The sequence below is a fragment of the Kosakonia sp. YIM B13571 genome (assembly GCF_042788095.1).
GTDB lineage: Bacteria > Pseudomonadota > Gammaproteobacteria > Enterobacterales > Enterobacteriaceae > Kosakonia > Kosakonia quasisacchari.
On the sequence record NZ_JBHZPL010000003.1, the window covers coordinates 175,540 to 189,543 of the forward strand.

At 41.0% G+C, this 14,004-nt stretch carries 13 protein-coding genes; all 13 read left to right on the forward strand.

Features of this window, described 5'->3' with window-relative positions; genetic code table 11:
* Nucleotides 1-18 precede the first annotated feature (18 nt).
* Nucleotides 19-912 carry a GalU regulator GalF gene (galF, locus tag ACFX4O_RS09195; RefSeq protein WP_065370577.1) on the forward strand — a complete coding sequence of 298 codons (894 nt, stop codon included), beginning with the start codon at nt 19-21 and terminating at the stop codon, nt 910-912.
* A gap of 407 nt (nt 913-1,319) precedes the next feature.
* Nucleotides 1,320-2,411: a dTDP-glucose 4,6-dehydratase gene (gene rfbB / locus ACFX4O_RS09200; protein ID WP_380208235.1), complete on the forward strand. Its 1,092-nt coding sequence runs from the start codon at nt 1,320-1,322 to the stop codon at nt 2,409-2,411.
* A gap of 11 nt (nt 2,412-2,422) precedes the next feature.
* On the forward strand, nt 2,423-3,289 hold the full coding sequence (gene rfbA, locus ACFX4O_RS09205) for a glucose-1-phosphate thymidylyltransferase RfbA (RefSeq protein WP_380208846.1): 867 nt from the start codon (nt 2,423-2,425) through the stop codon (nt 3,287-3,289).
* Between the two features lie 231 nt (nt 3,290-3,520).
* The gene (gene rfbC / locus ACFX4O_RS09210) at nt 3,521-4,057 is read left to right on the forward strand and encodes a dTDP-4-dehydrorhamnose 3,5-epimerase (protein ID WP_380208237.1); all 537 of its coding nucleotides are present in this window, start codon (nt 3,521-3,523) and stop codon (nt 4,055-4,057) included.
* Nucleotides 4,054-4,911: a dTDP-4-dehydrorhamnose reductase gene (gene rfbD / locus ACFX4O_RS09215; RefSeq protein ID WP_380208239.1), complete on the forward strand. Its 858-nt coding sequence runs from the start codon at nt 4,054-4,056 to the stop codon at nt 4,909-4,911. The genes rfbC and rfbD overlap by 4 nt, the downstream gene beginning before the upstream one ends.
* Nucleotides 4,912-4,913: 2 nt before the next feature.
* Nucleotides 4,914-5,690: an ABC transporter permease gene (locus ACFX4O_RS09220; RefSeq protein WP_380208241.1), complete on the forward strand. Its 777-nt coding sequence runs from the start codon at nt 4,914-4,916 to the stop codon at nt 5,688-5,690.
* Between the two features lie 2 nt (nt 5,691-5,692).
* Nucleotides 5,693-6,427: an ABC transporter ATP-binding protein gene (locus ACFX4O_RS09225; RefSeq protein WP_380208243.1), complete on the forward strand. Its 735-nt coding sequence runs from the start codon at nt 5,693-5,695 to the stop codon at nt 6,425-6,427.
* A 13-nt stretch (nt 6,428-6,440) separates the two neighbouring features.
* Nucleotides 6,441-8,357, forward strand: a complete 1,917-nt coding sequence (locus ACFX4O_RS09230; protein ID WP_380208245.1) for a rhamnan synthesis F family protein — start codon at nt 6,441-6,443, stop codon at nt 8,355-8,357.
* Entirely contained in the window at nt 8,354-9,232 is an 879-nt protein-coding gene (locus tag ACFX4O_RS09235) for an NAD-dependent epimerase/dehydratase family protein (RefSeq protein WP_380208247.1), read from the forward strand. The genes ACFX4O_RS09230 and ACFX4O_RS09235 overlap by 4 nt, the downstream gene beginning before the upstream one ends.
* The gene (locus ACFX4O_RS09240) at nt 9,210-10,130 is read left to right on the forward strand and encodes a glycosyltransferase family 2 protein (protein ID WP_380208252.1); all 921 of its coding nucleotides are present in this window, start codon (nt 9,210-9,212) and stop codon (nt 10,128-10,130) included. The genes ACFX4O_RS09235 and ACFX4O_RS09240 overlap by 23 nt, the downstream gene beginning before the upstream one ends.
* 167 nt (nt 10,131-10,297) lie before the next feature.
* Nucleotides 10,298-10,897: a glycosyltransferase family 2 protein gene (locus ACFX4O_RS09245; protein ID WP_380208254.1), complete on the forward strand. Its 600-nt coding sequence runs from the start codon at nt 10,298-10,300 to the stop codon at nt 10,895-10,897.
* Between the two features lie 256 nt (nt 10,898-11,153).
* The gene (gndA, locus tag ACFX4O_RS09250) at nt 11,154-12,560 is read left to right on the forward strand and encodes an NADP-dependent phosphogluconate dehydrogenase (RefSeq protein WP_380208256.1); all 1,407 of its coding nucleotides are present in this window, start codon (nt 11,154-11,156) and stop codon (nt 12,558-12,560) included.
* A 266-nt stretch (nt 12,561-12,826) separates the two neighbouring features.
* A complete protein-coding gene (ugd, locus tag ACFX4O_RS09255) occupies nt 12,827-13,993 on the forward strand; it encodes a UDP-glucose 6-dehydrogenase (RefSeq protein ID WP_380208258.1) in 1,167 nt (388 codons plus the stop codon).
* Nucleotides 13,994-14,004: the final 11 nt, after the last annotated feature.

The window sequence follows — 14,004 nt, forward strand, 5'->3', positions numbered from 1 at the left end:
TTATAGGTGGAAGAAATAATGGTTAATTTGAAAGCAGTTATTCCGGTAGCCGGTCTGGGGATGCATATGCTCCCGGCCACGAAAGCGATTCCAAAAGAGATGCTACCGATCGTCGACAAGCCGATGATTCAGTATATCGTCGACGAAGTTGTTGCTGCAGGGATCAAAGAAATCGTTCTGGTGACCCACTCGTCAAAAAACGCCGTGGAAAACCACTTCGACACCTCCTACGAACTTGAAGCGCTGCTTGAACAGCGTGTTAAACGCCAGTTGCTGGCGGAAGTGCAGTCTATTTGTCCGCCAGGCGTGACGATTATGAACGTGCGTCAGGCGCAGCCGCTGGGTTTAGGCCACTCTATTCTTTGTGCGCGTCCGATCGTTGGTGATAACCCGTTTGTCGTGGTGCTGCCGGATATCGTGCTGGATACGGCGACCGCCGATCCGCTGCGTTACAACCTCGCGGCGATGGTGGCGCGCTTTGCTGAGACTGGCCGCAGCCAGGTGCTGGCAAAACGCATGAAAGGCGATCTCTCTGAATACTCCGTGATCCAGACCAAAGAGCCGCTGGATACAGAAGGCAAAGTCAGCCGCATTGTTCAGTTTATTGAAAAGCCGGATCAACCGCAGACTCTGGATTCCGATCTGATGGCAGTAGGGCGCTATGTGCTTTCTGCCGATATCTGGGCAGAGCTGGAAAAAACCGAGCCGGGCGCGTGGGGTCGTATTCAGCTGACCGATGCGATTGCTGAGCTTGCGGAAAAACAGTCTGTTGATGCGATGTTGATGACTGGCGACAGCTATGACTGCGGTAAGAAAATGGGGTACATGCAGGCCTTTGTGAACTACGGTCTGCGTAACCTCAAAGAAGGTCAGAAATTCCGCGAAAGTATTAAGAAATTGCTTACACAGTAAGCAAACGTAAAACGGGTATATAGATTCGCCAATTCAGGGGCAGTGAAGAGTGGTGGTAAGACGATTACGTCTTTCTCATATTCTCACTGCTCTTTTACTTTATTAATAAAAATCAATAGTTAAAAGGGATGCAAGGTGGCTTAAACGCGGAGATGTTGCTGAGATTTTTCCTTGTTTCCGGCACTGTTTAAGCGGAGAATACGCGTTTAGCATTTTGTGCCGGGCGGTGCGTTAAATTAAGTCGCCAATGGGCGTTGATGCAACTTCAAATTGTCGGAATGCACCCACAGTATACTGGTAGCTGTAGAGCCTGGGGCGGTAGCATATCCGAAATTTGGTTGCGAGTTACGGGCCTGGCTTCCAGGTTTTTAAGTTAAGTCATTGAAAAACAAAAGCGGATAATTCTCGTGAAAATACTGGTTACTGGTGGTGCAGGTTTTATTGGTTCAGCGGTTGTTCGGCATATCATTAATAACACGCAGGACTCTGTGGTTAATGTTGATAAATTAACTTACGCAGGTAATCTTGAATCACTGGCAGAAATTGAAAACAATGCCCGCTACTCATTTGAGCGTGCGGATATTTGTGAAAGCGAAGCGCTGACGCGCATTTTTGCTGAGCATCAGCCAGATGCTGTCATGCATTTGGCTGCTGAGAGCCATGTTGACCGCTCCATCACAGGCCCTGCTGCATTTATCGAAACAAATATCATCGGGACCTATGTACTTCTGGAAACAGCACGGAAATATTGGGCGCAGTTGGGTGATGCTCAAAAATCTCAATTTCGTTTTCATCATATTTCTACGGATGAAGTGTATGGCGATTTGCCGCATCCTGAGGACGTTCCTGAAGGTTCTGTATTGCCACTGTTTACAGAAAAAACGCCCTATTCGCCAAGTAGCCCGTACTCTTCATCAAAAGCATCAAGCGATCATTTAGTCCGCGCGTGGCGTCGAACTTATGGCCTACCAACATTGGTAACAAATTGCTCAAATAACTACGGTCCGTATCATTTCCCGGAAAAACTGATTCCACTTATTATCCTGAATGCTCTGGGCGGTAAACCGTTACCAGTCTACGGGAATGGTGAGCAGATCCGTGACTGGTTATATGTAGAAGACCATGCTCGCGCATTGTACAAAGTGGTGACGGAAGGAGCTGCGGGAGAAACTTATAACATCGGCGGTCACAATGAACGCAAAAATATTGATGTCGTGAGAACGATTTGTAGCATTCTGGATGACATTATCACGGACAAGCCTGCCGGACTAAGACATTTTTCCGATCTGATTACTTATGTTACTGATCGCCCTGGACATGATCTGCGTTATGCCATTGATGCTAGTAAAATTAAGAAAGAACTGGGTTGGGTGCCACAGGAAACGTTTGAATCAGGAATCCGCAAAACTGTCGAATGGTACTTGGCTAATGAAAGCTGGTGGAAACGTGTGATGGATGGTTCATATGCTGGTGAACGTCTGGGATTAACGGAAGAATAAAGGAATAAATGATGAAAGGTATTGTTCTTGCTGGCGGTTCCGGCACGCGTTTATATCCAATCACACAAGGCGTGTCTAAACAGCTGTTACCTGTTTATGATAAGCCAATGATTTTTTATCCTATTTCTGTCCTTATGCTGGCCAATATTCGGGATATTTTAATTATAACGACCCCAGAAGATATGCCCGCGTTCAAGCGTTTGCTTGGTGATGGTTCGCAATTTGGTATAAACCTTTCTTACGCAGTGCAACCTTCTCCGGATGGTCTGGCCCAAGCGTTTATCATTGGCGAAGAATTCATCAATCATGAACCTTGCGCATTGGTGCTTGGTGATAACATTTACTTTGGGCAAAGTTTCGGTAAGAAGTTAGAAGTTGCATCACAAATGACCAGCGGTGCTTTGGTATTTGGCTATCAGGTGCAGGACCCTGAACGTTTTGGCGTTGTTGAATTTGACGCAAACTTTAAGGCGCTTTCAATCGAAGAGAAACCCTTAAAGCCAAAATCAAGCTGGGCAGTGACGGGCCTCTATTTTTATGACAAACACGTAGTAGAGATGGCAAAACAGGTGAAACCGTCACTACGGGGTGAGCTTGAAATCACGACTCTGAACCAGATGTATTTAGATCAGGGTAACTTGCAGGTAGAGTTGCTGGGGCGCGGTTTCGCATGGCTGGATACTGGAACTCACGATAGTTTGGTAGAAGCATCTCAGTTTATTCATACTATAGAAAAACGTCAGGGTATGAAGGTTGCTTGTCTAGAAGAGATCGCATACCGCAATGGATGGCTGAATAAGGAAAAAGTTGAAGAACAAGCCAGCAAACTTGCTAAAACCGAATATGGCCGTTATCTGAAAATGCTTATCAACGAGTAAATTATATTTGCCTTCTTTGCGTTTAAAGAAAAATAACTATAAGTAATAGAAGTCAATATCTTTCTTGTAAAGCGCTTTCATTAAATAAATTATGCTTCGTCATGGTTTATATTTCAGAAAATAGAAACATCTTAAGCTAAACGCCATTCATAGAAAAAAGTCATCGACAATATGGCTTTTTCTTGAGGTTAAACGTTTATTATAAATGATGTGAATTCAAGGGGCAATTCTGTGAAAGTTGTTGATACTGTTATTAATGACGTAAAAATTATTGAGCCGAGAGTATTTGGGGATGAGCGTGGTTTTTTTCTTGAGACGTTCGAAAAGAAACGTTATCAGGAAATGCTTAATATAAGCCTTGATTTTGTGCAAGATAATCATTCGCGTTCTACAAAAGATGTTCTCCGCGGTTTACATTTCCAAAAGATTAACCCTCAGGGTAAATTAGTGCGTGTTGTGAGCGGATCTGTGTTTGACGTTGCAGTTGATATTCGTCCTGAGTCACCAAGCTATGGAAGTTGGGTCGGAGTTGAGCTTTCTGCGGAAAATAAAACGCAACTCTGGATTCCACCAGGACTTGCACATGGTTTTTGCGTACTCACGGAAACGGCAGACTTTGAATATAAATGTACTGATTACTATTATCCAGAGCACGAGGGATGTTTACTGTGGAATGACAGGGATGTTGGTATCGAATGGCCTATAGTAAATCCCAAACTATCGGAAAAGGATAAAAATGGTCTTACATTGGCGAATCTGTATAAATGAGAGTATTGCTAACCGGAGCTAAAGGTCAGTTAGGACAAAGTCTTAGCAATCATATGCCGTCAGACTGGATTGTTCTGGCTGCAGATAAAATATTCCTTGATATTGCAAATGAACAGAATGTCTATGATGTGATATCATATTTTAAACCCGATGTTGTGATCAATACCGCTGCTTTCACGTCGGTTGATGATGCTGAGAAAAATATCGATGTGTCTAAGCAGGTTAATTTTTTAGGCGCGAAGTATGTTGCTCAGGCAGCAAAAAAGTATGGAGCAAAACTTATACATGTGTCTACGGATTATGTATTTGATGGAAAAAGCACGGTGCCGTACTCTGAGGAAGATAAGGTTAAATCGCTTAATGTTTATGGTAGTACAAAACATCTTGGTGAACTAGCTGTCCTTGAAAATCACTCTGATGCAATAGTAATTAGAACATCTTGGGTCTACAGTGAATATGGCAAAAATTTTTTGAGAACGATCTTTAATTTTGTGCAGAGAAATAAAGATGTCAAAGTTGTATTTGACCAGATAGGAGCGCCAACCTATGCTCCTGATATAGCTAAATTAATTATTGATATCATTAAGGCAAATAGCTTGAAACCTGGTATTTACCACTATAGTGGTGACACTGTTATGAGTTGGTATGATTTTGCTCAAAAAATTGCTGAAGCTGTAATTTTCTCACATTCTAAAGTTGAGAGTATTAGCTCTGCTGAATATAAAGCTGTAGCTGAGAGGCCTTCATACAGTGTTCTAAATTGCGATAAAATAGAAAAACTTGGTTATAAACGCTCTTGTTTCACAAATGGTTTTAATCAGTCTATTAGTGCGCTTATTGAAAAAAGTAAATAATTATGATTTCTTTTATTAATGAAATAGTTGAATATAAGCAAGTTTTGAGGCAACTAATAACTCAACAAATTACGATGAGATATAGAAGGACCTTCTTCGGTTTCCTCTGGACCTTACTCAATCCTTTGCTGAACATGGCAATTATTGCTGTAGTATTCTCGTTAGTAATGAAGTTTCAAGTTAATGAGTATGCTATATTTTTGTTCGCTGCAATGATTCCATGGTCTATCTTTTCTAACTCTCTGAACCAAGGCGGTGGTGCATTACTGGCAAATGAATCTTTGTTTAAAAAAATATACCTTCCGAAACAATTGTTCGTAATTTCAGTTGTTATTTCTACCTTGGTTGACTCATTATTAAGCACTGCATGCCTGTTCATAATCGCATTAATTTTGGGAGCCAAAATTACATTATCACTTTTTTTCTTACCTATATCTTTTCTTTTGCTTGTAACATTCACCCTTGGTATAACGTTCATTCTTTCAATTGTGACTGTTTACTACAGAGATGTTCAGTATTTAATAGGAGTTGTTTTACAGGCATTATATTTTGCCACGCCAATTATTTATCCTATTAATGCTACACCTGAAAAATTTCACATGATATTTATTTTAAATCCATTGGTATATTATATTGATCTTTTTCGGTCCCCTATTTATTATGGGCTTATGCCCAATGCTCACACATTATTGATATGTTCTGTTTGTTCATTGTTGAGTATTGTCTGTGGCGTTTTTTATTTTAGGCAGAATGAAAAAAAAGTTATATTTAGGTTATAGATATGAATTCTGAAATAGTTCTTGAAAACGTTGCTTTACAATTTACGCTTTATCATAATAAAAGCTCAAGCGTAAAGGAATTATTCGCCGATCTCTTTACCAGATCTCATCAAAAAAAAGCCGAAACCTTTTTAGCGTTAAAGGAAATAAATCTAAAAATAAACCACGGCGATAGATTAGGTATTATTGGGCATAACGGAGCAGGGAAAAGTTCTTTATTAAAGGTATTGTGTAAAATTTATACCCCAACAACAGGTAATATCTATATCAAGGGTAAAGTGGCCCCTTTACTTGAAATAGGAGCTGGTTTTAACCCTGAATTAAGTGGTAGAGAAAATATATACCTGAATGGCACTATTCTTGGCTATGACTTAAAGAAACTGAAAGAAATTGAGTCGGAAATAATCAAATTCGCTGAGCTTGAACAGTTCATTGATATGCCCGTGAAATACTATTCAACCGGCATGTATATGAAATTAGCTTTCTCTATTGCTACTGCCACTAAGCCTGACATTCTCATTCTTGATGAGCTATTTGCAGGTGGGGATGCTGATTTTATTCTAAAAGCACAAGCAAGAATGAAGGCGATGATAGAAGATTCCAATATTATGGTATTTGTTTCACACCAAATGGAACTTTTGCTCGAACTTTGTAACAGAGTTATCTGGGTAGACCATGGAAGTATCATTGCGGATGGTCTACCTAATGATATTATTAACCAATATTTGAATAAGTGAGTGGTAACATTTGATGCGCAGGATTGCCTTTTATCTTTTTTATGACGAGTGTGGTGAAGTAGATGATTATATACCATTCAAGCTCACTGCTTTACAACACTTTGTCAAAGACATTATAGTTATTTCTAACTCAAAAATAACAGCTGCTGGAAGGGCGAAACTTGAAAATATTGGTGCGAAAGTTTTTTGTCGGGAAAATGTTGGTTTCGATGTATGGGGTTACAAAGAGGGTATTGAGTCTATTGGCTACGATAAACTAGCCAGCAATTATGATGAAGCTATTCTTCTAAATTATACTTTTTTTGCGCCAATTTTTCCTTTCGCTGAATTGTTTAATGAAATGAGCAGCAGAGAGTGTGATTTTTGGGGTATCAGTGAGCATGGTGAAGTGGTTCCAAACCCTTTCACAGGAACTGGTATATTGCCTCGCCACATTCAGTCTCATTTTATTGCCATTCGAAGTAAAATGTTGGGTTCAATTGAATTCAAAAAATATTGGCAAGATATGCCAATGATTACGAGTTACACCGATTCCGTGCTCAAACATGAATCACGTTTTACCGATCATTTTGAGTCGATGGGCTTTACTTCATCCGTTTATATTAATAATGATGATTATCCGTCAACATATCCGACATTTATTGATGTAAAGCAGACAATAGAGAATCGATGTCCAATTCTTAAACGTCGCCTCTTTTTTCACGATCCTTTTTGGCTTGATATCAATTGTGTTGACCTGCGTGGAGCCATTGAGGAAGTTGAAAAAAATAGTGACTACGATATAGCTCTTATTAACCAAAACATTAATAGGACAGTTAAGCCTAGAGTTCTTTATACAAATTTAGAACAACTAAGGATCATACCTGATAACTACGTTTCTCCAGAGTACTCTGATGCACAGAATCATGGAACCAAACTTGCGGTAATAGCTCACGTTTATTACTCCGATATGTGGGAAGAAATATATAACTACATCGGAAATATTCCCTATAAGTATGATTTATATATTTCAACTTCTAGCGAAAAAGATGCTGTTATTCTACGAAATAAAACCGAAAATATTGGTCAATATGTTCACGTTCGCGTTGTTGAAGAAAACCGTGGTCGTGATATGTCATCACTTTTTATCACTTTCAAAGATGTTTGTACGAATGATAAATATGATTATATTTGTCGTGTACATTCCAAGAAGTCACCACAAAATGGATTTTCTCGTGCGGATTCTTTTAAGAAACATCTTTATCAAAACCTCTTGGGTTCATCTGAATATATCAGCAATCTTATTGGTTTCATGAATAAACATGAAGATATAGGTGTGATTTGCCCACCGCTTGTACACATCGGCTATCCTACGATGGGGCATAGTTGGTTTGCTAACTACGGACCCACAGCAGCACTCTGTAAGAAATTAAACATACAGGTTCCTCTAGATGATGACACACCAGTTGCAGTCTATGGAACGATGTTTTGGTTTAGACCAGCAGCGTTACGCCCTTTGTTTGAGCATGATTGGAAGTGGACTGATTTCAATGCGGAACCAGCTCATGTTGATGGGAGTTTATCACATGTACTGGAACGTATTATTAGTTATGTATCGAAAAATGAAGGATTTAGCGTTTATAGTATAATGACGCCTTCGCAGGCAGAAAAGAATTATACTAAGCTTGAGTTTAAACATCAGAAAATTATGTCCACACTACCTAATGGTGATGTGTATTGGCAATACTCAAGCTTGCTTAGACTATTTACTGACTCAAAATCAGGTAAAGCGGATTTTCTTGCAGTGCTAAGTGGTTGTTCGAGGCTTCTATTCAGTACGTTTAGACGGACTGTATGGGAAAAATATCCGCGTGGATCAAAAATGTTATACGGACCTTATCGTTTAATCAAAAAGGTCTATAAGTTTGCCAAATTTAAGAAGAAAAAATGATTATGAAAATTGCTGTTACTGGTGCTGGTGGCTATATAGGAAAACATGTAGTTAGGGCATTAGCTCTAATGCACCATGACGTTAGTGCTATAGTATATCCTGGAGCAAATAACGTGGTTCTCCCTGAAAAGGGTAGTATAATTTCTCCTACACTTATTGAAATGGATATTTTAGAAGCAACGGATGAGCAAATCATCAGAATTTTCAGTCAATTTGATGCCGTTCTTCATTTAGCATGGAGCGCGGGTTTTAATCATCATGATCAAAGCCATATTTCTAATGTTATGCGCCACTATTATTTCTTAAAAGCGTTAATTGCAGCTGGTGTGAAAAATATTTCTGTTGCTGGAACTATGCATGAGATAGGATACCATGTAGGCGAGATTACCGATAACACTGCATGCAATCCTACCAACCCGTATGGGATTGCAAAGAATTTTCTGCGCCAAGCCTGCATCTATGAAATGGAAAAAGCCAGTATCCCACTTAAATGGTTGCGTATGTATTACATAACCGGTGATGATAGAAATAGTAACTCCATTTTTGCTAAAATAATTGCTGCCGATGATGCCGGTAAAGAGACCTTCCCTCTTAATAGTGGCGAAATGTTGTACGATTTTATTGATATTGAGTGTTTAGCGCAACAGATTGCTGCCGCAACAATTCAGACTGATATTCATGGAGTTATCAACTGCAGTAGTGGTAAGCCGAAAAGTTTGCGCACAGCAGTAGAAAACTTTATCGCTCAGCATAAACTCAAAATTAAACCTGAGTATAATGTTTATCCTGCTCGGCCATATGATTCACCTGCTATTTGGGGTAATAGTTGCAAAATCGAGAAAATAATGGCAAATGGCCACAGTGATGACAAATAAAGTTAACATTCGAGAGTTGAGCGTTATAGCTGTTATTGTAACTTTCAACCCTCTCGTTTCTAATTTATCATATCTTGTGTCACATCTACAAAGCCAAAAGTGTCGCATTATTATCGTCGATAATGGAAGTAATAATGTAAAAGATATTTTTAAGCTTGTAAAAGATTACGGTAATACTGAGATTTTGCCTCTTGCTGAGAATGTCGGTATTGCCGCAGCACAAAATATTGGTATTCGCCATGGTCTTAACCATGGCGGAGATTTTACTTTGCTTTTTGATCAAGACAGTAATATTTCTAACGATTATGTTGAACTCATGCTTAAGGATTTTCTATCTCTTAAGCGGATCAGTAGAATCGCTGCTCTTGGACCGACCTTACAGGACAGTAGATATAATAAAATATATCCAGTGATTCGTCTTTCCAATCATGGATTTCGTACGAAAATCACTCCAAACACAAGTTCAACTCAACCTGTTGAGGTCACGTGTATTATAGCTTCTGGAAGTTTAATAGATAATGCTATCTTTAATGCATCTACATTGATGGATGAAGCACTATTTATTGATTATGTCGATACCGAGTGGTGTTTACGAATTATTAACTTAGGATTCAAGATTTTTGTTACGCCAAATGTGATTATGCAGCATGCGATTGGTGATGCGCATATTCAAATATTTACATTTGTTGTTCCAGTACATTCTGTATGGAGACGTTATTATAGAGTAAGAAATGGTGTCCTTATGCTTAAAATGGCTCATGTTCCTAAACTCTTAGCAATGCGAGAAATAATGTTTTCACTAGTTCATCAATTAATATTGTTGATCAAAACAAAAGAAATTGGTTATCTCAAAATTTATTTTCGTGCGATGTTAGATGCTATTAGAAAATCGATATGATACATATAATAATTGTAAGCCACTATCACGACGAGTATATTATATCGTTAATCAAAAAAATAAAAAGTACAAGTTCCGATTCTAACTCATTATTTCATTTCTATATCAAAGATAACGTCAATAGCTTTAAATTACAACGCTTTTGTAATGCGGAAAGTATCGACTATATGGGTTCGAAGGAACGTTCTGGTTTTTCAAGGAATAATAATCTCGCAGTCGAGGAAATAATTAGGAAATACCATGTTAAAGATGAGGATTATTTTTTATTTCTTAATCCAGATATATTAATTGAAACCGAAACCATTATAAACCTTTCTAATATACTTGCAGATCATAAATATGATCTCTTTACTGCTGATTTATATAAGGATCAGCAGTTATCAGTACGGGATCCCTCTGTCCGTCATTTTCCAACACTAACCGATTTCTTTACTTCATATTTTTTGGGTTATAATAAAAGTATTATTGATCGCTCTGATATCAGTTGTCATCAAATGGTTGATTGGTGTGCTGGCTCTTTTTTAGGAATGAAATGCTCCGTCTTTAAGCATATCGAGGGGTTTGACGAGCATTTTTTTATGTATTGCGAAGATATTGATATTTGCCTCAGGGCAAAAAAAGCTGGATATAGATTAGTTTACCTTCCAGAGTTGAAGGTTGTTCATTTTAGCCAAAATGATAATAGGACGCTATTTAGTAAGAATTTTTTATGGCATATTAAAAGTGTTATTTATATATGTCGTAAACATATTTTAAAACTATGCTGATGCTGAATGTTAACCTCACACTAATAGCTTATATAGTTCTCACTATAATTAAAATTTGGAGGAGGTTGTTCATGCTTAAAAATGTATTTCTTATTCCGGACTAAAACGATTGCCGAAATGTGCACTTACATTGAAAGGATTATGCAAGAAGTTTAAACGGATACTATCGCTCACGTTTTATTTTAAGTTACCATGCCCTTTACTTTGACTCGCCCGGATCATCCGGAGGCGTATTTGCACCTGACAGGAGTATGTAATGTCCAAGCAACAAATCGGCGTTGTAGGTATGGCAGTTATGGGGCGCAACTTGGCGCTCAACATTGAGAGCCGCGGCTACACCGTTTCAGTTTTCAACCGCTCGCGCGAAAAAACCGAAGAAGTCATTGCCGAAAACCCGGGCAAAAAGCTGGTTCCTTACTACACCGTACAAGAATTTGTCGAATCCCTGGAAACCCCGCGCCGCATCCTGTTGATGGTGAAAGCGGGTGCAGGCACCGATGCCGCTATCGACTCCCTCAAGCCATATCTCGACAAAGGCGACATCATCATTGATGGCGGTAACACCTTCTTCCAGGACACCATTCGTCGTAATCGCGAACTCTCTGAAGAAGGTTTCAACTTCATTGGCACCGGCGTTTCCGGTGGTGAAGAGGGCGCGCTGAAAGGCCCTTCAATCATGCCTGGTGGTCAAAAAGAAGCTTACGATCTGGTTGCTCCGATCCTGACTAAAATTGCTGCAGTTGCAGAAGATGGCGAACCTTGCGTGACGTATATTGGTCCGGACGGCGCGGGTCACTACGTCAAAATGGTGCACAATGGCATCGAATATGGCGATATGCAGCTAATCGCAGAAGCGTACGCGTTGTTGAAAGGCGGTCTGAATCTCTCTAACGAAGAGTTGGCGAAAACCTTTAGCGAGTGGAACGCTGGCGAGCTGAGCAGCTATCTCATCGACATCACTAAAGATATCTTCACCAAGAAAGATGAAGAAGGTAAATACCTGGTTGATGTGATCCTTGACGAAGCGGCGAATAAAGGCACTGGCAAATGGACCAGCCAGAGCTCGCTGGATCTCGGCGAGCCGCTGTCACTGATTACCGAATCCGTGTTTGCACGCTATATCTCTTCTCTGAAAGAGCAGCGTGTTGCCGCGTCTAAAGTGCTTTCCGGTCCGCAGACGAAACTGGTGGGGGATAAAGCTGAATTTATCGAGAAAGTACGCCGTGCGCTGTACCTCGGTAAAATTGTTTCCTACGCGCAGGGGTTCTCCCAGTTGCGTGCCGCTTCCGACGAGCACAACTGGGATCTGAATTACGGTGAAATTGCGAAGATCTTCCGCGCAGGCTGTATCATTCGTGCGCAGTTCCTGCAGAAAATCACCGACGCTTATGCCGAGACCCCGGCTATCGCAAACCTGCTGCTGGCACCATACTTCAAGAAAATTGCCGACGACTATCAGCAGGCGCTGCGTGATGTAGTAGCCTATGCCGTGCAGAATGGTATTCCGGTACCGACCTTCTCTGCAGCGGTGGCATACTACGACAGCTACCGCTCTGCGGTACTGCCAGCGAACTTGATCCAGGCTCAGCGTGACTATTTTGGTGCGCACACCTATAAACGCACTGATAAAGACGGCGTGTTCCATACCGAGTGGTTGGATTAATCTGATAATCACCCATCTTGTTTACCCAAGCCCGGTTGCTAAAGCCGGGCTTTTTTTCGTCTGATCCGCCATTTTTTCGGGCAGTCATATTCATTTTGTCGATTATTGCCCGCTAAACCATACATAAACGCCGCTGTTGACGGCCGATTGTCGCCTTGACAGTCCCTCAACAGAAGAGGTAAAAACCCCAACAGTTATTGATATTAAGCGGGTGGCGACGGGATCGTCATCTCCGGTTTCATACACTCACAAAAGTTGCTTATCGAATGAAAATAACAATCTCCGGAACAGGTTACGTTGGGCTATCAAACGGGATTCTGATTGCGCAGAACCATGAAGTGGTGGCGCTGGATATCGTTCAGTCCAAAGTAGATATGCTTAATCAGAAGATCTCTCCCATTGTAGATAAGGAGATCCAGGAGTATTTGCAGAATAAGCCGCTGAACTTCCGTGCGACGACCGACAAACTCGACGCCTATCGCGGCGCGGATTTCGTCATCATTGCCACGCCGACGGATTACGATCCAAAATCTAACTACTTCAATACCAGCAGCGTGGAATCAGTCATTCGTGATGTTCACGAGATCAACCCTCAAGCGGTGATGATCATTAAATCCACCATTCCGGTGGGCTTTACCCAATCCATTCGTGAAAAATACGGCATTGATAACGTTATCTTCTCACCGGAATTCCTGCGTGAAGGTAAGGCGCTGTACGATAACCTGCACCCATCGCGTATCGTTATCGGCGAACGCTCCGAACGTGCCGAGCGTTTTGCTGCGTTGTTGCAGGAAGGCGCTATCAAAAAAGATATTCGCGTACTGTTCACCGACTCCACGGAAGCCGAAGCGATTAAACTGTTCGCCAACACCTATCTGGCGATGCGCGTGGCCTACTTTAACGAACTGGATAGCTATGCAGAAAGCCTGGGGCTGAACAGCCGCCAGATCATCGAAGGCGTATGTCTGGATCCGCGTATTGGCAATCATTACAACAACCCCTCGTTTGGTTACGGTGGTTACTGCTTGCCGAAAGATACCAAACAACTGCTGGCGAACTACCAGTCGGTACCGAATAACATTATTTCGGCTATTGTTGATGCTAACCGTACACGTAAAGACTTTATTGCGGATTCCATCCTGGCGCGTAAACCGAAAGTGGTGGGCGTTTATCGTCTGATCATGAAGAGCGGTTCCGATAACTTCCGCGCCTCTTCCATTCAGGGCATCATGAAGCGTATTAAAGCGAAGGGCGTGCAGGTCATTATTTATGAACCAGTGATGCAGGAAGATGAATTCTTCCACTCCCGCGTGGTACGCGATCTGGACGCGTTCAAACAGGAAGCGGATGTGATTATCTCCAACCGTATGGCCCAAGAGCTGGCGGATGTACAGGACAAAGTCTATACGCGCGATTTGTTTGGTAACGATTGATTTATCTTTGG